The following is a 20,030-nucleotide window of genomic DNA, read 5'->3' on the forward strand; positions in this document are numbered from 1 at the left end:
TAAAAGGTCAATTGAAGGTCTAGCCGATACAAATCAGGCAGCAGCAAAATTTAAGTAAAAAGCAGAACCGCTCTCGGGCGTTTTTTTATTGGAGCAACCATTGATCATAATACCCGATGCCATTGTCATTGGTGGGACCAATATGCCGGGGATATCAGTACCCGGCGCTATCGTGATTGGCGGTCAGGCTAAACAGCCAGCCGACACGATATTCATCCAGAACGACGGTGACAAAACTCCCACGTCGCCATGGTACGTCACTCAGGTAGACGCAACGCATTACACCATGCTGAACGCGACCGCCCCTAAAGGCTGGCAGTATCTGGGGGCGTTTATTGTCAGCGGTGAAACCGGCGCTCAAATCGGGCGCGCGGAGGGTGCCGCCTGGACGATATCCGATCCCGGCGTAGTAAAACATATCAGCACCTCCGCTGGTGGTCAGGCGGCTGTTAGCATCCTCACTGCCGGAACCTGCGCGCTGACGGTAACGCTGCGCGATATGGTTTCTACGCTGGTGATAACCGCAGTCGATGCATCCTGATTGAGAGAGAAAAATGGCTACTGAAAATAAAACGGTGGGAACGTCCTGGACGCTCATTGCGAGTGGTGCCGATTCTATGCTGATCACAGCTATTGCCGGTTACGGGGATATCTGTGAATCAGATGGTGTTCCGCCTGAATCCCTGCTGGGCCACCCGATATTTGCCGGTGGTGAAAAAAATAACTCCTATACAGCGACCGGGGAGATTTACGGGCGGGCAGCGGCGGGATCGTCACAGCTGCAACTGGCACTTACGCCATAAAGAAATATGAAGGTGGGCGACTGCTGGCAGCGGTAACGTTAGCCGACGGTCATAATTACCAGTAAGGACTGATAGTGAGCAAACCCGACTGGAGGGCGCTGCAGTCTCAGTTTGCTGCTGCTCATGCCAGTACGGGTATATCACCCAAAGCGTGGTGTGAGCAGGAGGGATTAAACTATAGCAGCGCTCGCCGCTACATAAAAAAGCCGGTAAGAAAAACTGCGCAAAAAAGCTTTGAGGGAACTGCGCAAAAAACTGCGCAAAAGAAATCTGCGCAAAAATCCTCAAATGCCTCAACCAGCCAGAAGGCCGAGCCTCCAAGGGCTGCGCAGAAGAAAAGTGCGCAGGATCCGAGTACTTCCTCATTTTGCGCAGATTTAAATGCGCAGGAACAAACATTCGTGACCGAGTTTTTAAAGACCCGTGACAAATATGCGGCCTATAAAAAAGCGGGTTACACCGGAGGGGATCGCGCCGCCAGAATGCTCCATCGAAAGCCCAACATAACGCGGGCTATCAATCGCGGCCTGGAGCAGCTGCACAAAGATGCAGTGTTGAGCGGGCAGGAGGTATTGCGGCACTGGCATGAAATCGCTATTGCCGATCCCGGTGAGATTTCACAGATGCGCCGATGCTGTTGCAGGCATTGCTGGGGTGAGCGATTTCTCTATCAGTGGCGCGATATTGATGAATATGACCGCGCCGCAGAAAAAGCCATTGCCGATGGTAAGCCGCAGCCTGAATACGGCGGCCTGGGATTTATTGAGAACGATGATCCCAATCCCGATTGTCCACGTTGTGCCGGTGAAGGGGTGGCAGATGTTTATCTTGCTGATACCCGCGATATAACTGGCCCATCACGCCGCCTGATAGCCGGGGTGAAAAAATCCAAATTCGGCATTGAGATAATGATGCGCGATCAGGACGCAGCACTGAAAAATCTGGCGGCATTTCATCAACTGGCTGTCAGTGAGCAGGAGCGTGAGCTGCGCTTACTCAGGGCAGAACAGACACGTTTGGCGAATGAAAAACTCCAGGCCGAAATTGAGGCTCTGAGAAAACAACTTGCCGCAAAAAATGAGGAGGATGAGGAGCCGTTGCCGGTAGCGATAAACATTAACGTCGTGGATGCACGCGTGAGGGATGACGATGACGGGGATTTCACCGCAACTTAATATTCCTCAGGCGCGATTCCTCGCAATGCCACATAAATTCAAAGCGTATGTCGCCGGATTCGGTTCCGGTAAAACGTGGGTCGGCTGCGGCGGGCTGTGCAAGGGCGCCTGGGAACATCCGAAAATCAATCAGGGGTATTTTGCCCCGACCTATCCGCAGATACGCGACATTTTTTATCCCACGATTGAAGAAGTAGCGTTCGATTGGGGATTGAAGACCAAAATCAACGAGGGCAACAAAGAGGTCCATTTTTATGCTGGACGGCAGTACCGGGGAACCACGCTCTGCCGGTCGATGGAAAAACCGCAGACGATAGTCGGTTTTAAAATCGGTAAAGCGTTGATCGATGAGCTGGACGTTCTGCCGACAAAAAAGGCGCAAATGGCCTGGCGAAAAATAATCGCCCGTATGCGTTATAAAGTTCCAGGACTGCTCAACGGCATAGACGTGACAACGACCCCAGAGGGGTTCAAGTTCGTTTACCAGCAATTTGTTAAGGCTATGAGGGAAAAGCCCTCACTGGCTGGCATGTATGGTCTCATACAGGCGTCCACGTTTGATAATGAGAAAAATCTCCCGGATGACTATATCCCATCCCTGATGGCCAGCTATCCACCTGAGCTGATCAAAGCCTACCTCAAAGGGCAATTTACCAACCTCGTTAGCGGCACCATTTATCACCAGTTTGATCGCGTTCTGAATAACTGCGAGGAGGAAGAGCAGCCAGGGGAGCCGATCTATATCGGGATGGATTTCAACGTGGGGAAAATGACGGGGATCGTTCACGTTCTCCGCCTGGGCCTGCCGTGTGCGGTTACTGAGATAACAAAGGGAATGGATACGCCGGACATGATTCGCATGATCAAAGAGCGTTTCTGGCTGTATGACGGCAATAATTATCGCAAAACGCGCGAAATTTACATCTATCCCGACGCCTCCGGTGATTCCCGAAAATCAGTCAATGCCAGTGCAACGGACATAGCCCAGTTAAAACAGGCTGGGTTTACCGTTGTCGTTAATGCTGCCAATCCGCCCGTAAAAGATCGCGTTAACTCAATGAATGCCATGTTCTGCAACGGGAATGGCGTGCGGCGCTACAAGGTCAACGTTAAACGCTGCCCAGTTTACGCTGAGGCGCTGGAACAGCAAGTATGGGGCGACAACGGCGAGCCTGATAAATCAGATGACAATGACCACCCGAACGATGCTGGTGGCTATTTCATCATTAAACAATTCCCAATAGTTAAACCGACCGGAAAAGTCACAAAATTGCGGATGTAATTTATGCCTGATATTTCTACCCCGAATCTCGACTATAACGACATGCTGGACGCGTGGGATCTTAATGACGCGCTGATGGGCGGCACATTTTATATCCGGCAGCTTGGTGAGATTTATATGCCGCGCTGGATTAATGAGGATAAAGAGGACTACCAGCGGCGCCTGGCTATTTCAACATTACTCCCCGCCTACGAGGAAACGATCAAGCAAAACTGCGGGCGGGTTTTTGCTGACGTTGTTCAACTGAGTGAAAACACACCTGAGCGAATAGTGGAGTATTCAAAAAATATTGATTTGGTCGGGAATCGCCTGGATGTATGGGCACAGGAGTTTTTTAGCCTGGGCTTACAATATGGCCTCGTTCACGCGCTGGTTGATCATCCTCGTATTGATAAAACTGTGGTGCGCACACGAGCAGATGAAATTGCTTCAGGCGCACGTCCCTACGTGACGATGCTTAATCCTAAACAGGTTATCGGCTGGAAGTCGAAGCCGTTAAACGGTCGGGTGGTGCTGACTGAGTTACGTATCCGCGAGGTAGTGGTTATTGATGGCGAGAATTTTGGTCAGAAAAAGATAGAGCAAATCCGCTACATCCTGCCTGGTAAAGTAGAAATCTGGCGCAAAGGTGTTGGGGTAGAGGATAAAAACGTCTGGCTGCTACATGAGGCGTGGGAGACCAGCAGACAGGATATTCCGCTTGTCACTTTCTACACCAAAAGCACTGGATTTATGCGCGGTAAACCGCCGCTGCTTGAACTAGCCCACCTGAATATCAAACACTGGCAGAGTCAGAGCGAGCAGGACAACATCCTGCACGTTGCTCGTGTACCGCTTTTGGTGACGTTCGGGCTTGCTGAGGGTGAAACTTTAAAAATCGGGGCATCCAGTGCAACGAATTTCACAGATCGGGAGCAGCAGGGCGTTGAGTACGTTGAGCATACCGGCACCGCCATCGGTGCGGGGCAAACCTCTCTCGACACCCTGGAGGATCAGATGCGCATGGCGGGTGCAAAATTGCTGCGTGCTGAAAATACCTCAACCAAATCCGTAGACCAGACAGAGCAGGAAACAATGCAGGAAAACTCGCCCCTGTTCACGATGGCGAATTCCCTGGAGGACGCGCTGGATAACATACTGCAGATCATGGCCGAGTACATTGGCGAGCGTGATGGCGGTAATGTCAATGTGCGTACCGAGCTGGACGTTGCAGACCAGTCATTTAACGCCCCTTCAGCGCTGGCTATTCAGAGTCTGCGGCAGGGTGGCGATATACGTCCGATTGATGCGGTACGAGCCTATCAGCGTCTTAAAATCATCGACCCTGACGCTACGCCTGAGAACGTGCTGGATGAGTTACAGAATCTGCCCGTGGTTCTGAGCGGGGGTTAAGGTGGCGACCATTAACGAAACTCTGCGCGATGAGTCGATAGCTCACGCACTATGGATTAGCCGGTACAGCACCGGCGTAGCAAGTCGGATGGTGAAGGTGCTCAATGAAAGTGACGCTGAATTATCTGCACGGCTTATTGTAGCGCTTGAAACACTGGACCCGGTGAGTTTCACAGTTCAGCGCCTTGAAACGATGCTGGTGGGCGTGCGTGAGATTAACAGGCAGGCCACCGCTGCCTATCTCAACGGCATGACGACAGAACTCCGTGATTTTGCAGAGCATGAGGCAGGATTTCAGTTGAGCCTGTTTGATGCCCTGCTGCCTGATGAGGTCAAAACCCGCTATCCACTGCAATCAGTAACGCCTGAAATGGTTTATGCCGCGGCTATGTCGAAACCATTCCAGGGGAAGCTACTCAGGGAATGGGCCTCCGGTCTGGAGGCAGACAGGATGGCTCGCATATCCAACACCATCAGGCAGGGTTTTTTACTCGGCGACACGACAACGCAACTGGCAAAAAAAATACGCGGACACGCGAGCCGGGGTTATCAGGATGGCGCGCTGCAGATGAGCCGCAGCAACGCAGCCAGCATCGCTAAAACTGCGGTCGGCCACGTTGCAGCCACTGCCAGAGAGGAGTTCGCCAGCGTTAACGACGACCTGCTGAGCGGCAAGCAATGGCTCTCTACCCTGGATAATCACACCACGCCAATGTGTCGCATCCGGGATCGCCTGCGCTTTACGCTCGCAAACAAACCTATCGGCCACAAAACCCCTTATCTGCAGGGACCGGGAAAAATCCATTTCTGTTGTCGATCGACGGAAACTTTGATCCTCAAATCTGCTGTAGAGCTGGGGCTGGATATTCGGGAGATTTCAGGCGCAACACGCGCCAGCATGGATGGTCAGGTTCCGGCTGATACTGATTACAGTGGTTGGTTCGCTCGCCAGCCGTATGAGCGTCAAAAGCAGATAGTCGGGCAGCAGCGCGCCAGACTGATGAGAGATGGCGGAATGTCACCGGACCAGTTCTACACCGACAGGGGGGAATGGCTGACGCTGGCGCAGTTACGGGAACGGGATGAACAGGCGTTTATAAGGGCAGGGATCTGATATGCATAATTCAATGAAGCGAAACGGAGCTGAAAGCAATTTTCACTATGTTGGTGACGGGCGGGGCCAGCGAAATGTTTTTGTTAATGGCAATAAAATAAAAAATTGTATATGGGCGGATATTGATCGAGGCGTAGTCGCTTTTTGCCCGTACCCCTTCCGGGCGCATAAAACAAAGAGGGATGAGATTTATTCTCGAAAAATTCGCGGAAAATTAATTATCGAATTTATTTATTTTTTATTTTTTATTTTTCTCATGAGCTGCCTAAGGGCGGCTTTTTTAATGCCGCAATTCGGATGATGCGTGGCGCAACGGTCGGATGACCAGCTAACCAGGTAAAAACATGAAACTCAAAACAGTTGAAGTAAACGGCAAAAGCTATGCAGAAGTAGACGCAAACGGCCTGCCGGTTTACGTGCATGACGATGGCAAAGAAATCGGCTTCGATGCTGCGCAGGCGGTCAATAAAATCTCATCGCTGAACGGAGAAGCAAAAACTCATCGTGAGGGAAAAGAGGCAGCAGAAACCAAGCTGGCTGCATTCGCCAAAATCAGCGACCCGGCAAAAGCGATTGAAGCGCTGGAGCTAATGACGAAAATCGACCAGAAAAAGCTGATCGATGCGGGTGCAGTGGATCAGGTCAGAGCGGAGATCACGAAGACGTTTCAGACCCAGCTCGATGAGGCTACAGCCCAAAGCAAAGCGCTTGAGGGCCAACTATACGAAGCAAAAATTGGGGGCAGCTTTGCCGCATCCAAATTCATCACCGACAAACTGGCAATTCCGTCTGATTTTGTGCAGGCCCGATTCGGTCAGTCTTTCAAACTCGAAGACGGGAAGGTCGTTGCTTATGACCCAAGCGGAAATAAGATTTACTCACGCTCAAAACCCGGCGAACTTGCTAGCTTCGACGAAGCACTGGAACACCTGGTAGAGCAGTATCCGCAGAAAGATCACATCCTCAAGGCCAGCGGTAATAGCGGTGGTGGCTCACAGCAGACCCAGCATTCTGCAGGCCAGAAAACCATGAAACGCGCCGCATTCGATTCGCTGGACCCCTCCGCACGACAGGCGGCGCTGGCCGATAAAATCACCATCGTCGATTAATTTTGCTGCGCCCCCGGATGGGGGCAAGTGCCAGAGCTGGATAGCTCAGATAACCCTCATTTATTTTTTTTCATAGGAAGTTTTCATTTATGTCTAACACCCTCACCGGGTTAATCCCAACTATCTATACCGCTCTTGATATCGTTTCACGCGAACAGGTTGGATTTATTCCTGCCGTTGCACGAAATCCAAAAGCTGACGCAGCTGCAAAAGGTCAGACGGTATCAGCGCCGGTTGCACCTGCGGCCACAACTGTAGACATTGAGCCAGGCCCAACTGCGCCAAACGATGGCAATCAGGCTATCGGTAGCGTTGATGTCGTCATTACTAAATCCAAAATGGCCCCAGTTAAATGGAATGGTGAGGAACAGCTGGCACTTGGCCCAGCAGGCACCTACAACACTATTCTGGCTGACCAGTTCACCCAGGCATTTCGCGCCATTGCAAACGAAGTGGATGCTGATCTTGCATCGCTTTATTACGGCTCATCCCGCGCAATCGGCACCATCGGCACTACACCTTTCGGCATCAAAGAGGATCTGACTGATTTTGCTCAGGCTCGTCAGGTGCTGGAGGACAACGGTTCACCAACAACAAACCTTCAAATGGTGCTGGGTTCGTCAGCCATCGCGAATGTGCGTGGCAAACAGTCTGTATTGTTCAAAGTTAACGAAGCAGGAACGGACGAACTCCTGCGCGAGGGCATCATCGGACGTATTGAGGGCTTCAACCTTCATAACTCAGCCGGTATTAAAAAGGTGCCCGCCACTACAGCGAAAGGTTACCTGGTGAACGGCACCAAAAAAGAAGGTGACGTGATTATTCCTGTCGATAGCGGCACCGGGGAAATCGCGCGGGGTTGTGTCCTTACTTTCGCTGGCGACAGCCACCGCTACGTGGTTCTGGCAGCTACAGCAACAACTATCACGCTTAGCGCGCCGGGTCTGCGTCAGGATCTGGCCGATAATACTGAAATCACGGTGCAGAGCGGGTTCGTGCCAAATATGGCTTTTGATCGCAATGCATTTGTACTCGCCTCCCGTACTCCAGCAATGCCAAAAGATGGGGATTCAGCAGATGACGTGATGAACGTTACTGATCCTGTATCGGGCATCACGTTCCAGGTTGCGCTTTATCGCCAGTATCGCCAGGTGCGTTACGAGGTCGGTCTGGCGTGGGGTGTTGCGTCAGTTAAACCTGCGCATTCAGCGATCATTCTCGGTTAATAGAGGGGCTTCGGCCCCATTTTTATTTCTGGAGGACATATGGCGAATTTAACAAAAGAACAGCGGGCGGCGAGACAGGCGGAAGAGCTGCAAAAGCAGCAGGCGAAGCAACAGCAGCTTGAACAGCAGCGTACCGAGTTAGACCAGTTGCGGCAGGAGCTGGAGCAGCAACAACAGCAGGTGATTTTGCAGCAGGAGCAACTGGCGCAGGCTCAGCAGAAACTGGATCTGGAACGTCAGCAGCTTGCAGATGAACGCCAGAAATTTGACGCTGAACGAAATCAGTCGTTGCTGGCGGCTTCACTGGTGAAGCCTAAAACCGGCGAAGGGGATGGTACGGGTGCAGATGGAGAATCGACGTTTACCCCGGCTGAAATTGCTGCAACCGTTTCGATGGTGCGCCATTACCCTGAATTCCCTGGCGGTCCTACCGAGGCCAGAGTTCACTCAGATAACGTCAGAAAATGGATCGAGCATGGCTGGCTGATGGCTGACGAGGGCTGAATATGCGCACGTTCATCACCATCACTCAAGTGGACATATTACTGGGTTCTGGATGGACAGAAGATAACAAAAAATCGCGGTCTATCCTGGCTGCTAACGCGTGGATGAACGGCCTGAATCTGCACATTAAAGGCGACGGTGTTCCCGATAACGTCGTGCTGGCGGGTGCCTATGCTGCTCAGGCCGCTGCCAATGGTGGACTATTTCAGCAAAAAACTGATTCCGGCGTGCTTACCAGTCGCTCTGTAGAAGTAGACGGGGCCAAGGTTTCAAAAGCCTATTCAGCGCTATCAACCAACAGCACCGCATTACTCGATTCAGACCTTCAACTCGCGCTGGCGCTACTGCGACCGTATGGGGCCAGTTCATCGCAAATACGTGTTAACAGGGGGTAAGGGTGGGTATTCGTGACGAGTTACAGGCAGAGATTGCTGCAGCATTTGATGATGATTTGAAAGACGCGGTTTGCGAGTTCTCCGGTGCGAGTTTTTCAGAAACAAACGTTGACCCGGTAACGGAGCAGGTTATCGGTGAAAAAATCAGTTATTCAGGTCGTGGCGTGCTCTCCAGATACCGGCTGGACAGCATTGATGGCGTCAATATCCTGCGCGGTGACCTGAAACTGACTGCGCTGACAAATGAGGTGAGCGGTAAACCGGGGGTGGATCATCTAATCACTGCGCCAGACCTGCTAACTGGCAATTCTCAGCAATACAAAATCATCAGTGCCGACACGGACCCGGCGCGGGCGGCGTATTCATTGCAACTACGGAGGGCATGAGTGGGAAAATCGTGGGATTTCGATCCCGCTGCGTTTGCGGGACTCGTTGAGGAGGATGTTGGAAAAAAACAGCGTGTGATCGCCATCCAACTGCTCAACAGCATCGTGATGATGTCACCTGTAGGCAACCCCGAACTATGGGCCATTAACAGCGTACAGGCTCGCCAGCGTGACCTTGTAAGCGATATAAATCACGCTCTCAGAGAGAGCAATGAGCACGGCGCTGCAGATAAAAATGGCAACAGGAGGATTAAAAAAGGTCACAAGGTTTTACTCGCAGAGGCGGTTTACAGTGCTAACTCCGGGCCTTTTGGCCCTAAGAGACCACGAAAGCTGAAACGCGGGCAGGGAGAGATTTACCGGCCACCCGATTATCGCGCCGGTACTTTTCGGGCCTCGCATTTTGTAAGCATAGACCAGCCCAGCAATTGGGTTCCTGAAGAGCCTGATCCGGGAGGTTCTAAAACTATCGATGCTGGTGTAGCAACTATTTCAACTGCCCCGAACTTCTCAAAAATTTATATCCAGACAAATCTTCCGTACTCCGTCGCGCTCGAAAACGGGCATTCCAAACAGGCACCAACTGGCGTCTATGCCGTGTCGTTTAACGATATTGTCCAGGCCTACAAATGACGTTCACAGAAATCAGAGAGGCCATCACCAGACGGATGACGGCCCAGACGGCTATTCCTGCTGATGCGGTGACATATCCGAATGGACCAGTGTTTGATCCGTCAGGGAGGGCTATATGGGCGCGACTGAATGACATATCAGGGCTGTCAGGCGCTAATGAAATCGGTGCGGGGGCGGTGGTCCATCGCACAGGTGTGATCATCATTCAGTTGTTCGTTCCTGCGGGTTCTCGCTCGCTCCTTATCACTCAGACCGCTGACAAAATCCGGGAGCTATTCGAGTTTCAGGATGATGGACGCCTGAGCTATTTCTCCGTTTCAACAGTGCCAGCAGGTGAAAACGATGGCTGGTATCAGCTGAATCTGCAAATCCCGTATCGGGCTATTTAACCTAATCACAATGGAGGTGTCCGCATGTCAAGCGGCGCTAAGGTCGTCTCGGCCTTTATTCGAGAAGCTGTCGCAGGTGTTACGCCTGCTGCCGGAACATGGAATCTGCTCAAACGCACTTCCTGGGGCATTGCACCCGACCAGAGCAGTGACGATAACGACGAGATCGGCGGATCACGCATGGCCCAGGGCAAAAGCATGGGGACTGTCGATGTTGGGGGTGATGTCGGAACTAAATTCCGCTGGGGCCAGCATGATGAATTTCTGGCTTCCTGCTTCGGCTCTGAGTGGAAAAATGACGTACTGACGATGGGCAATGATCGTATCGCATTCAGTATGGCCACGTATGCATCAGATATTGGCGTAGCGTCTATTGCGCGTGGTTGTCAGGTCGGCACCTTCAAAATGGAAATCCCCAACGATGGCGATATTACGGCAACGATTACTGTTGCTGGCCTCGATTGGGATTCCAATGCCAGTGACAATAGTTATTTCACTGAACCGAAAGACAATGCTGGCGAGCTGCGCTACTCGTTTAAAAGCGTCTCTAACATCAGTCTGAATGGCGTTGATGGCGGCAGCGGATTCTGTATTGATTCATTCGATATCTCGTTTGATAACAACCTGCAGACTCAGCGCTGTATCGGTACTGGCTCAGCGTTCGCTGGTGCAAATATCCAGACCACATTCACGCCGTCAGGCTCTGTCACTCTGTCATGGTCAAAGGCCGCATGGGAGGTGTGGAGCAAAAGTCTTACCGGGGCCACCGTGCCATTCAGTTTTGCTATCGCAAACGATGAAGGCTCTTACACCTTCGATTTTCCGAAAGTTCAGGTGGCCGGCGACTGGCCGGATGGTGGCAATACGGAAATTATTCAGGTGCAACTGGATATCACCGCAGCCGATGTCTCACCGACGATTACCCGGAAAGCGGCAGCAAGCGCCGATGACGCCAGCCAGCCTGCTTAACAGGCTGACTGAGCATTTATAGGAAAAATTTGTGATGTTACTGATTTCAGAAAAAATTGATTTGAATGGCGAGCGCTGGATTGGTGAGAAAGAAGGGCTGCAGAAGGGATTACGGCTCAAGGTCGGCAGTATTCAAAACCCTGAGTATCGATCCCGTAACGCGTTAATTCGTCGACACATGGAAAAACTGGACGCCACCTATAATGTTGGCACCAGTGAATTCGTTCTGTCCGAAGTGGGGGATATTGATTCCAGTGATGATCTCCTGATCGAGAACTGTGCCCGATTTTTATTACTCGACTGGCAGGGTGTTGGCGAGATGGTCGATGGTAAGGCTCAGGCGATTGACTACACCCCTGAAAAGGGGATTTTGCTGCTGCAGGAAAAGCCCGCTCTTTACTGGATTATCCTGTCTGTTGCCGCTCAGATTGCCGAGGGCAAACAGAAACAGGTCGAGGAAACCGTGGGAAAGTCCTCGAAGCGCAGAAATGGCTCCAGGAGTTCGGCGGCGAGAAATCGGAGAAAGCGCGCTGGCGCCGAGAACAGCTAAAACTCCCTCCCATACCTGAGCCAGATTTCGACAGTGTCTGCTCTGAAATCCTCTCTGCATACTCCGTCATATCACGCCAGCGCCGATATGCCGGTTCCAACGCCATTCCTCTGCCAATCAGCTGTGCTGAGATAGATGCGTTTCTTTCCTCACATCGGCTGATGATTGATCGTGACGAGTTTGAGGCGGGGATATACGCCCTTGATGATGCATTCCGCACAAGCTGGGCTGAGCAACAAGAGAGGATTAGGAGGAATAAAAAAAATAAATAAAAAAATGCCTGCTTTTGCGGGCTTTTTTTATCTGGAGTAAAAAAATGTCTGAAACTGAGTCCAGGCTTGCGGTTGTTATTGACAGTACGGGCGCTGAGAAAAACGCAGTGAACCTCACTACAGCGCTTCAGGGATTAACTGAATGGGGCCAGAAGGCGGCTGCGAGTGCCAATAAAGTAACGAAATCATCTGAAGAAGAAAAAGTCGCATTAGAGAAATTAAAAACTGCTATCGATCCGGTCGGTGCAGCGATCAACACGGTCGGCCGCAGATTTTCAGAATTAAAAAAATATTTCGACAAAGGTTTAATCGACAAAGAAGAATTCGATTTTCTAACCAAAAAATTAAACGAAACCACAGAGGAATTAAGTGGTGTTGCACAGGCTCAGCGCGAGGCTGAAAAAGCAGGCAGAGCAGCGGCAGCGCAACAGCAGGCGCAGGCGCGAGCATTCGACGCGATGCTGGCGAAAATCGATCCTCTGGCGGCTTCACTGAAAAGCCTCGATCAGCAGCAGCGCGCCTTGGCTGAAGCTGCAACTGGCGGCAGGCTGAACCTTGAGGAATTTGATGCTTACTCCGCAAAACTGTCTGAGGCGCGCCGTGAATTAACTGGCGAGGCCCAGGCGGAACGCGATGCTGAGAAAGCGCATAAAGCGCAGGTTGCTGCACTTCAGGCAACACTCGATAAGCTGGATCCGCTGGCGGCGGCGCTGAAAAATCTCGAAGCCCAGCAACGCACACTCTCTGACGCGTTATCGTCCGGCAAAATCAACGCGGAGCAGTACGACAATTACAGCAAAAAACTGGCGGAGGCGCGTCGGGAAGTGACCGGCGAGGCTAAGGCAGAGCGTGAAGCCGTCAAAGCCCACGAAGAGCAGCGCGCTGCACTCCAACGTCTCGTTGCTCAGCTCGATCCTATCAGCGAGAGTTTTCGACGTCTGGAGCAGCAGCAGAAGCAACTGGATAAGGCAAAATCTACGGGTTTGCTGTCAACGGACTCTTACTCGAAATTGTCAGGCACCCTGAGTGAAATGCGCGCTGAGTTGGAGAAATCACAAACTCAACTGGCAAGAACGGGAATGACCGCCAAACAAACCGCGTGGGCCATGCGCATGATACCGGCACAGATGACGGATATTGTAGTCGGCCTCTCAACGGGTCAGTCTCCGTTCATGGTTCTGATGCAGCAGGGTGGTCAGCTCAAAGACATGTTTGGCGGTGTTGGTCCCGCCATAAGGGGTGTGGGGAGTTACGTTGCAGGATTGGTCAATCCGGTTAATCTGGCCGCTGCTGCTGTTGGTGTGTTGGGGCTGGCATATTACAAAGGCCAGCTGGAGCAGGATCGTTTTAATCAGTCTCTGACGTTAACCAATAATCTCGTCGGAAAAACTGCCAGTCAGCTGGTGGCTATGTCCTCGCGTGTAGCCTCGACAGCAAACTCAACTACCGGCGCAGCGTCGGCCGTTATAAACGAACTGGTCAGCACTGGCAAAGTCGCGGGCGACGAACTGGAGCGCGTGGCGGCGGCGATAGTTGAAATCACGCATGAAACGGGTATCTCTACCGATGAACTGGTGGGGAATTTTAATGAGCTGTCAGGTAAACCGCTCAGCGCGCTGGTCAGCCTTAACGATAAATATCATTTCCTTACGCTGGCGACATATAACCAGGTTAAGGCGTTGCAGGAAGAGGGAAACCAGCAGGAGGCCGCACGCGTTGCAACTGAGGCGTATGCCAGCGCCATGCAGCAACGCGCTCAGGATATCCACAACAACCTCGGAACGCTTGAGCGCGCATGGAATTCCCTGGCAAACGCTGCCGATAATGCCTGGGATAAAATGCTGGATATTGGCAGAACTCAGTCACCAGCTGATGCACTCGCCACACTCAACAAAAGCATAGCCGACGCCCAGCAGCGGCAGGCAGAGGGCGGGATCTGGAACAGATTTACGGCCAACGCCAACGGTTACAACCTCCCTGCGATGATCAAACAACGTGATGAGCTGCAGGCACAAATCACAACACAGGATGTTTTAACCGGCGCGATTACTAAACACGATCTGGCAGAGCAAAAACTGGTTAAAACGCAGATTGAGGCGGACAGAGCCAACCAGTTATTTCTCAGCAATGCCGAGCGCCGTAACAAAGCGATAAAAGAGCAGAAAAAATTTCTGGATGCAGGAGCTATTAGCGCGCAGCAATACGCTAACAACGTCTCACGCATCAATGAAATGTATAAAGATCCAAAACCGGCAAAAACTCCCAAAACCCCCAAAACTCCAAAAGCCAAAACGTTCAGAGAGGATGCGGGTGCACAGTTGCTTGATTCTATTCATCAGCAAACTGCCTCTCTGAATGCGCAGCTCGTTTCCGCAGACAAACTCACTTCTGCAACTCAGAAGCGCATCAAATTCGAGCAGCAGATAGCGGAGTTAAAAGGGAAAACCAGACTCACCACCGATCAGAAATCGCTGCTGGCGCAATCAGGCGAAATCATTCAGGCGTATAAAACTCAGGAGGCTTTACAGGCCCAGGTTACGACGCTGAATGATTTTCACAAAATGCAGTTGGCCGTTCGTGATCAGGTTCAGAAAACTAACGACCTGCTAACTACCCGGCTGGAGCTGCTTGAAAAAGCAAAAAATACCGGACAACTCAAACCCGGCGAGTATGACAAAACCAAGGCCGATATTTATAAAAACACCCCTGTAACACTGCCAAAAACTGTAACGCAGGTCACCGGTACACTGGCACCGCAGGGCGGCCAGTTGGCAGGCTCTTATGGAGGCATGCAAATCCAGCTTAATCAGGTGATGCAGGCACAACAGCAACTCCAGCTCTGGTTGCAGCAGCAGGAGGCTGCTTACGCTCAGGCCGCGCTGATCACTTCAGAAGGTGAAGCCAGGATGACGGCTATCAGGCAAAAAGCGGCAGAGGCTAATCAGGCGCTGGAGACGCAGAAAACCACGCTGATTAACACTGCCACACAGAGCATGATGGATAGCAGCCTCTCAATTCTGGCAACGGGATTTGGTGAACAGTCGGGGATCTACAAAGCGGCGTTTGCAGCGAGTAAAGCATTCGCCATCGCTCAGTCTCTCGTTTCCATTCAGCAGGGTATCGCGATGGCCGCTGCAAACCCATTCCCCTATAACCTGGTTGCAATGGCATCTGTTGCTGCAGCGACTGCCGGTATTGTTTCTGATCTCTCATCGGTTGCGGGTGTCGGCTTCAAAAACGGCGGTTTTACCGGTAGTGGTGGGGTTAACGATATTGCCGGGGTTGTTCATGGCAAAGAGTACGTTTTTGATGCAGCGGCCACCAGGAGCATCGGCGTTTCAAACCTGGAGAACATCCGCAAAAACGGACTGGACGCCACTCTGTCACGCGAGGGATATGGTACCGGTGCTACCAACGTGTCTGGAGATACGGTGTCCACTAAACAGAATTTTAATTTTACTGGCTCGCCCATTTCCATTAACGGTAACCCTTCTGATACTACGATTGAGCTCGTCAGACAGGCACAAATTGAGGGGGCTAAACAGGGTTATGAGATGGTCGCCAAACATCTGGCAAACGGCCAGGGTAAGGTCTCGAAGGCATTGGGTAATGGCTGGAATACAAAACGGAGGATCGGCTAATGGCGGATATTTTTTATCCTCATGATTATCTGCCTATGCCTCAGCAGGAGGGCTATGGCTTCGCCCCTATTAGCCCCCTCGCGCGAACCACGATGACCTCAGGCAGGGCACGTCAGCGCCGTCGATATCTTTCAACGCCCACAAACGCCTCGATTACATGGACCTTTACCAATCAGGGGGCCGCTCAGTATTTCGAGTTGTGGTATCGATACATACTGAAAGATGGGGTGAACTGGTTTTATATGAAACTTCAAACCCCCTCAGGAGTGGACACATATAAATGCCGTTTTACAGACATTTATCAGGGGCCGACCCTGATTCCTCCTCGTTACTGGAAATTCACGGCAACGCTGGAACTTTGGGACAGGCCCACCATTGATAGTTCCTGGGGGGATTTCCCGGATTATATTGTCAATGCCGATATTATTGATCTGGCTCTGAATAGAGAGTGGCCCAAAAATGACGATTCTTAACAGACTATATGCCTCTGGCGGAGAGGATGTAATTCTTGAAACGCTGGAAATAAATGTTGATAGCATCACCCACTGGTTGTCGAGGGGATGGACAGATTTTACAGCAACGCTTGAGAATGGAGTTCAACAGTCTTTTACTGCCTGTGGTATTGAAATCGCGCTACCTGCTCGCAATGCTGATGGTACACAGGATCTAAATTTTGCCATATGCAACATTGATGGCGTGATATCGAAGGCTGTTCGTGAAGCAATCGAGGGTGGTAAAAATGCATCGCTGACGTACCGGTGTTTCAGATCATCAGATCGTTCAGCTCCGGCAGAGCGACCGTTTACTCTTGCGATAAAATCTGGTTATTGGACCGCAATTGAGGTCCAATTTACTGCCGGTTATATGAATGTTTTAGACACAGCATGGCCGCGTGCCCGCTACACATTGCCGGAATATCCTGGTCTAAGATATATTTCATAATCAGCAGTAAAATACGTTTCTCAATCACTCCCTGATTCATTCCTTCATTACTTCCACCTTGCAATTTTTTGTTCAAATCTACTTCTGACAGTTGAGAACTTAAATTAACGGCTGAAGTAATTATTTATAAAGGTTTTGTGTGAATTCAATCGATAAATATAGCTTAGTTGTATGGGTAAAGGGTGGCCGAGTTTATCCTCAACTGGATTGTTTTGGGATTATTAATGAAATACGGCGGGATTTAGGTATGTCGCCGTGGCCTGATTTTGCAGGTGTAACCAAGGACGACAACGGACTGGATCGAGAAGCCCGAAAAGCGATGTTGCAGTTGGAAAGATGTGAGCCGCAAGAGGGGGCCGGTGTTGCCTGCTATTCGGGGCATCTGGTAACGCATGTGGCTATAGTCGTGCAGCTAAACGGAATGTTGTATGTAGCCGAGTGTAACCCCGGTTCAAATGTGACTTTTATTCCGTTAAGCCGATTCAAAAGGCGATTTCTGAAAGTGGAGTTTCTGGCGATGACGATCAGAATATACCCGTCGAGGCTACCTGGTGAACCGCTGGAGACCCATCAGCACAAAGAAACTACTTTACATGATTGGCTTACTGAAAATGTTGAGGGCTATGAATCAGGCGAACAACAGCCGATTGCTGCTGAGGTTAATGGTGTATTAATAAAAGCTGTGCAGTGGCCAGATACGGCGATCCATTCTAATGATGAAGTAAGGTTATATCCTGTACCTCACGGTGCGGTGGCTTTAGCCTGGATAGCGGTGGCCGTAGCCGTTGCTTCAGCAGCTTACGCCATCTTTGCTATGCAAGGACTCGATGCCTCAAATCAGAGCATTGGTTCGGGATCTGCTCTGGATCTAAATCCTGCCAAAGCCAACTCTGCTTCTTTAGGCGATCCCATCCGAGAGGTTTTCGGAAAATATCGAATTTACCCTGATTATGTGGTTCCGCCTGTTGGAAGATTTGATAAGAATGACCCTGAGAAATACATAAATTCAATGTTTGTGTGTTTAGGCGTAGGAAAATTCGCTCTGACAAAGGGTGATATCAGGGTGGGTGCCACACCGGTTGCATCACTGGGTGATGATTTTAATTATAAACTTTACGCTCCCGGTGAGGATGTTAGTGGGGATGAGCGTACTGAGGTCTGGTACAACTCAACCGAGGTTGGAGGAACCACCAGTGGCAGCGGTCTGGACATGGGGACGACCGCACCACAGACAGACGATATTCTGGCTGGTTCGGTAACCGTAGCGGGAGGCTCGGCCACCTTCAATAATCTGGAAACTGAGGCCACAGGCGGTAAGACCTCAAATGAACACAAATTGCCTGATAGTTGGGTCGTAGGATCAACAATCACATTTACAGTTCCTGATACATACAATGTCTCTAAAAGCGGCCTTTATAGCGTATTCAGCGGCAATAGCCTGGCTGAGATAGCGCCTTATATCGGTATGCCAGTTTCACTGGTTTATAACAGCATTACGCATTCATTATTCGTGGCGAGCTACACGCCTGCAGAGGCGGATATCGAGGCATCAATAACGCTCGCATACGATAGCGCCGCAGGCACAGCGTTCTCAGGTATAGCAGAAGGTGCTCAACGCCTCTCTATCAGCCATTTAAATAGCCAGTACAGGTTGTTATTGGTTGATGGGGCTACGGTTGGCCTGGCACGCCTCGTTAATGGCGTTAAAGACGATACATGGCCGGGGTTCAATGCGCGCACATCCTCAGATTTTCAGGCAAGCGGCATTAATGATAATGAATCATGGTTAGGGCCGTTTTTAGCCTGCCCCGAAAATGAAACCACTGATTGTTTTGAGGTGAATTTTGCATTCACCTCTGGAATATGCGGTTTCAATGATCAAGGCAAGAAAAAGTATCTTCAGGTCATTCTCGAGTTGCAATACCGCGTATACGGCTCTGGACAGGGCTGGACCACAAAAGTTTTTAGATATGGTAATAAATCAATAAATGGCCTGGGCTATACAGAGAGGATCATGGCAACCAGTCGGGGCTTGATTGAGGTCCGATGCAGACGAGCTAACGAGCAAGGAAAAGACAACGCGCGTGATAGCGCATTCTGGCAGGCGTTACGCTCTCGTTTAGGCAGCAGGCCATCACGTTATGCTGGTGTCACAACAATGGCCGTAGATGTTGTTACCGGCGGTAAACTGGCAGCTCAATCAGACCGGCGAATAAACATGGTTGCAACGCGGCAATATGATCGAGGGGTTGCCAGAACAATATCGGGTGCGCTCTATCACGTTCTGGATGGGTTAGGTATCGCTGCAGATGAGGAGGCGATAAATGAACTCGAAAAAACCTACTGGACACCACGGCAGGAGTTCTTTGATTTTAGTGCTGACTCTGAAGGCGCTTCAGCGCTGGATATCCTTCAAAAAATCACCTACGCAGGAATGGGATATTTTTTATTGTCCGATGGATTAGCCTCTGCGGGGCGAGAGGGCATTAAGCCGTGGACGGGGGCAGTTACTCCTCAGGAAACCTCAGAGGAATTAAAAACGACATTTACGCTGCCATCACAGGATGACTATGACGGCGTTAATGTCACATACATCAATAGCGACACGTGGTCTGAGGAGACTGTGCATTGCCGCCATCCTGGCAATCCAACTCCCCTCAAAATTGAGAGTTTCACGTTGGATGGGGTAATCAACAGACACACTGCCTATCGAATCGGAATGCGGCGATTGATGGGCTATAGATATCAAAAACTATTGCATAGCACGTCAACTGAGATGGATGCGCTCTGTTATCAGTATATGGACCGCATAATACTCACTGATGATATTCCTGGGCATGAAACGCTCAGCTGCCTGATCCTGTCTGCTCGGCTAAACGGCAACTCATTGATCCTTTCGCTGAGCGAGAGTCCAGACTGGAGCTTTAAAAATCCACGCTGTTTGATACGGCTGCAGGATGGATCTGCAACAGGTATTTTAGTGCCGACTCAGGTGGATGAATTTAGTCTGGCAATCACAAATTCTCCATCTCTGATGTTTGATGAATGGGTAATGGATGATCCCGCTGTCGAACCACCCAGGCTGATTTTTTGCAGCTCCGAACGCATGGGCTACGACGCCCTTATAACTGAAATCGTTCCTGCATCGGACGGCACCTGCGAACTGTCTGCCAGGCAATATTCTCCCCAAAAATATCAGTATGACGACGCTAAATACCCTGGCGACGTTTCCTAATTAAACCCGCTTC

19 protein-coding genes and 2 pseudogenes are annotated in these 20,030 nt (G+C 50.8%); all 21 read left to right on the forward strand.

What is annotated here, in order from left to right:
- Window positions 1-142: 142 nt before the first annotated feature.
- Window positions 143-541 carry a hypothetical protein gene (locus AC6I8J_RS19240; protein ID WP_497825700.1) on the forward strand — a complete coding sequence of 133 codons (399 nt, stop codon included), beginning with the start codon at window positions 143-145 and terminating at the stop codon, window positions 539-541.
- A 13-nt stretch (window positions 542-554) separates the two neighbouring features.
- On the forward strand, window positions 555-803 hold the full coding sequence (locus AC6I8J_RS19245; RefSeq protein WP_497825701.1) for a hypothetical protein: 249 nt from the start codon (window positions 555-557) through the stop codon (window positions 801-803).
- A gap of 74 nt (window positions 804-877) precedes the next feature.
- A complete protein-coding gene (locus tag AC6I8J_RS19250; protein WP_497825702.1) occupies window positions 878-1,978 on the forward strand; it encodes a terminase small subunit in 1,101 nt (366 codons plus the stop codon).
- Window positions 1,953-3,260, forward strand: coding sequence for a terminase large subunit domain-containing protein (locus tag AC6I8J_RS19255; protein WP_425035101.1), 1,308 nt, complete (start codon window positions 1,953-1,955; stop codon window positions 3,258-3,260). The genes AC6I8J_RS19250 and AC6I8J_RS19255 overlap by 26 nt, the downstream gene beginning before the upstream one ends.
- 3 nt (window positions 3,261-3,263) lie before the next feature.
- Window positions 3,264-4,652: a DUF4055 domain-containing protein gene (locus AC6I8J_RS19260; RefSeq protein WP_497825703.1), complete on the forward strand. Its 1,389-nt coding sequence runs from the start codon at window positions 3,264-3,266 to the stop codon at window positions 4,650-4,652.
- 1 nt (window position 4,653) lies between these two features.
- On the forward strand, window positions 4,654-5,766 hold the full coding sequence (locus AC6I8J_RS19265) for a structural protein (RefSeq protein ID WP_497825704.1): 1,113 nt from the start codon (window positions 4,654-4,656) through the stop codon (window positions 5,764-5,766).
- 1 nt (window position 5,767) lies between these two features.
- The gene (locus tag AC6I8J_RS19270) at window positions 5,768-6,067 is read left to right on the forward strand and encodes a hypothetical protein (protein WP_497825705.1); all 300 of its coding nucleotides are present in this window, start codon (window positions 5,768-5,770) and stop codon (window positions 6,065-6,067) included.
- 43 nt (window positions 6,068-6,110) lie between these two features.
- The gene (locus AC6I8J_RS19275) at window positions 6,111-6,875 is read left to right on the forward strand and encodes a DUF6651 domain-containing protein (protein WP_497825706.1); all 765 of its coding nucleotides are present in this window, start codon (window positions 6,111-6,113) and stop codon (window positions 6,873-6,875) included.
- An 89-nt stretch (window positions 6,876-6,964) separates the two neighbouring features.
- The gene (locus AC6I8J_RS19280; protein ID WP_497825707.1) at window positions 6,965-8,101 is read left to right on the forward strand and encodes a major capsid protein; all 1,137 of its coding nucleotides are present in this window, start codon (window positions 6,965-6,967) and stop codon (window positions 8,099-8,101) included.
- Window positions 8,102-8,140: 39 nt separating this feature from the next.
- Window positions 8,141-8,605, forward strand: coding sequence for a hypothetical protein (locus AC6I8J_RS19285; protein WP_497825708.1), 465 nt, complete (start codon window positions 8,141-8,143; stop codon window positions 8,603-8,605).
- A 2-nt stretch (window positions 8,606-8,607) separates the two neighbouring features.
- Window positions 8,608-9,000, forward strand: coding sequence for a protein singed (locus tag AC6I8J_RS19290; protein ID WP_497825709.1), 393 nt, complete (start codon window positions 8,608-8,610; stop codon window positions 8,998-9,000).
- 2 nt (window positions 9,001-9,002) lie between these two features.
- Window positions 9,003-9,386, forward strand: a complete 384-nt coding sequence (locus AC6I8J_RS19295; RefSeq protein WP_497825710.1) for a glutamate 5-kinase — start codon at window positions 9,003-9,005, stop codon at window positions 9,384-9,386.
- A complete protein-coding gene (locus AC6I8J_RS19300; protein ID WP_497825711.1) occupies window positions 9,387-10,019 on the forward strand; it encodes a hypothetical protein in 633 nt (210 codons plus the stop codon). It begins immediately after the preceding gene.
- Window positions 10,016-10,408: a phage tail terminator-like protein gene (locus AC6I8J_RS19305; RefSeq protein ID WP_497825712.1), complete on the forward strand. Its 393-nt coding sequence runs from the start codon at window positions 10,016-10,018 to the stop codon at window positions 10,406-10,408. Before AC6I8J_RS19300 ends, AC6I8J_RS19305 begins: the two co-directional genes overlap by 4 nt.
- A gap of 24 nt (window positions 10,409-10,432) precedes the next feature.
- Window positions 10,433-11,377 (forward strand): phage tail tube protein, encoded by a 945-nt coding sequence (locus AC6I8J_RS19310; RefSeq protein WP_406549092.1) that lies wholly within the window; start codon window positions 10,433-10,435, stop codon window positions 11,375-11,377.
- A gap of 34 nt (window positions 11,378-11,411) precedes the next feature.
- A pseudogene (locus AC6I8J_RS19315) lies at window positions 11,412-11,849 on the forward strand (phage-derived protein YdaY family protein); the annotation flags it as partial.
- A 394-nt stretch (window positions 11,850-12,243) separates the two neighbouring features.
- Window positions 12,244-15,840 (forward strand): phage tail length tape measure family protein, encoded by a 3,597-nt coding sequence (locus tag AC6I8J_RS19320; RefSeq protein ID WP_497825713.1) that lies wholly within the window; start codon window positions 12,244-12,246, stop codon window positions 15,838-15,840.
- Window positions 15,840-16,313: a hypothetical protein gene (locus AC6I8J_RS19325; RefSeq protein WP_497825714.1), complete on the forward strand. Its 474-nt coding sequence runs from the start codon at window positions 15,840-15,842 to the stop codon at window positions 16,311-16,313. The genes AC6I8J_RS19320 and AC6I8J_RS19325 overlap by 1 nt, the downstream gene beginning before the upstream one ends.
- The gene (locus tag AC6I8J_RS19330; RefSeq protein ID WP_497825715.1) at window positions 16,300-16,782 is read left to right on the forward strand and encodes a DUF1833 family protein; all 483 of its coding nucleotides are present in this window, start codon (window positions 16,300-16,302) and stop codon (window positions 16,780-16,782) included. Before AC6I8J_RS19325 ends, AC6I8J_RS19330 begins: the two co-directional genes overlap by 14 nt.
- A gap of 139 nt (window positions 16,783-16,921) precedes the next feature.
- Window positions 16,922-17,293 (forward strand): annotated as a pseudogene (locus AC6I8J_RS19335) (nitrite transporter); the annotation flags it as partial.
- Window positions 17,294-17,299: 6 nt separating this feature from the next.
- Window positions 17,300-20,017, forward strand: coding sequence for a host specificity factor TipJ family phage tail protein (locus AC6I8J_RS19340; RefSeq protein WP_497825846.1), 2,718 nt, complete (start codon window positions 17,300-17,302; stop codon window positions 20,015-20,017).
- The last annotated feature ends 13 nt before the right edge of the window (window positions 20,018-20,030 follow it).

The sequence above is a fragment of the Pantoea sp. X-Soil-ISGK-355 genome (assembly GCF_059730805.1).

Coding starts and splice junctions, on each gene's coding strand:
- AC6I8J_RS19240 (WP_497825700.1), top strand. CDS start 143: ATGCCGGGGATATCAGTACCCGGCGCTATCGTGATTGGCGGTCAGGCT.
- AC6I8J_RS19245 (WP_497825701.1), top strand. CDS start 555: ATGGCTACTGAAAATAAAACGGTGGGAACGTCCTGGACGCTCATTGCG.
- AC6I8J_RS19255 (WP_425035101.1), top strand. CDS start 1,953: ATGACGGGGATTTCACCGCAACTTAATATTCCTCAGGCGCGATTCCTC.
- AC6I8J_RS19260 (WP_497825703.1), top strand. CDS start 3,264: ATGCCTGATATTTCTACCCCGAATCTCGACTATAACGACATGCTGGAC.
- AC6I8J_RS19270 (WP_497825705.1), top strand. CDS start 5,768: ATGCATAATTCAATGAAGCGAAACGGAGCTGAAAGCAATTTTCACTAT.
- AC6I8J_RS19275 (WP_497825706.1), top strand. CDS start 6,111: ATGAAACTCAAAACAGTTGAAGTAAACGGCAAAAGCTATGCAGAAGTA.
- AC6I8J_RS19280 (WP_497825707.1), top strand. CDS start 6,965: ATGTCTAACACCCTCACCGGGTTAATCCCAACTATCTATACCGCTCTT.
- AC6I8J_RS19285 (WP_497825708.1), top strand. CDS start 8,141: ATGGCGAATTTAACAAAAGAACAGCGGGCGGCGAGACAGGCGGAAGAG.
- AC6I8J_RS19290 (WP_497825709.1), top strand. CDS start 8,608: ATGCGCACGTTCATCACCATCACTCAAGTGGACATATTACTGGGTTCT.
- AC6I8J_RS19305 (WP_497825712.1), top strand. CDS start 10,016: ATGACGTTCACAGAAATCAGAGAGGCCATCACCAGACGGATGACGGCC.
- AC6I8J_RS19310 (WP_406549092.1), top strand. CDS start 10,433: ATGTCAAGCGGCGCTAAGGTCGTCTCGGCCTTTATTCGAGAAGCTGTC.
- AC6I8J_RS19320 (WP_497825713.1), top strand. CDS start 12,244: ATGTCTGAAACTGAGTCCAGGCTTGCGGTTGTTATTGACAGTACGGGC.
- AC6I8J_RS19325 (WP_497825714.1), top strand. CDS start 15,840: ATGGCGGATATTTTTTATCCTCATGATTATCTGCCTATGCCTCAGCAG.
- AC6I8J_RS19330 (WP_497825715.1), top strand. CDS start 16,300: ATGACGATTCTTAACAGACTATATGCCTCTGGCGGAGAGGATGTAATT.
- AC6I8J_RS19340 (WP_497825846.1), top strand. CDS start 17,300: ATGACGATCAGAATATACCCGTCGAGGCTACCTGGTGAACCGCTGGAG.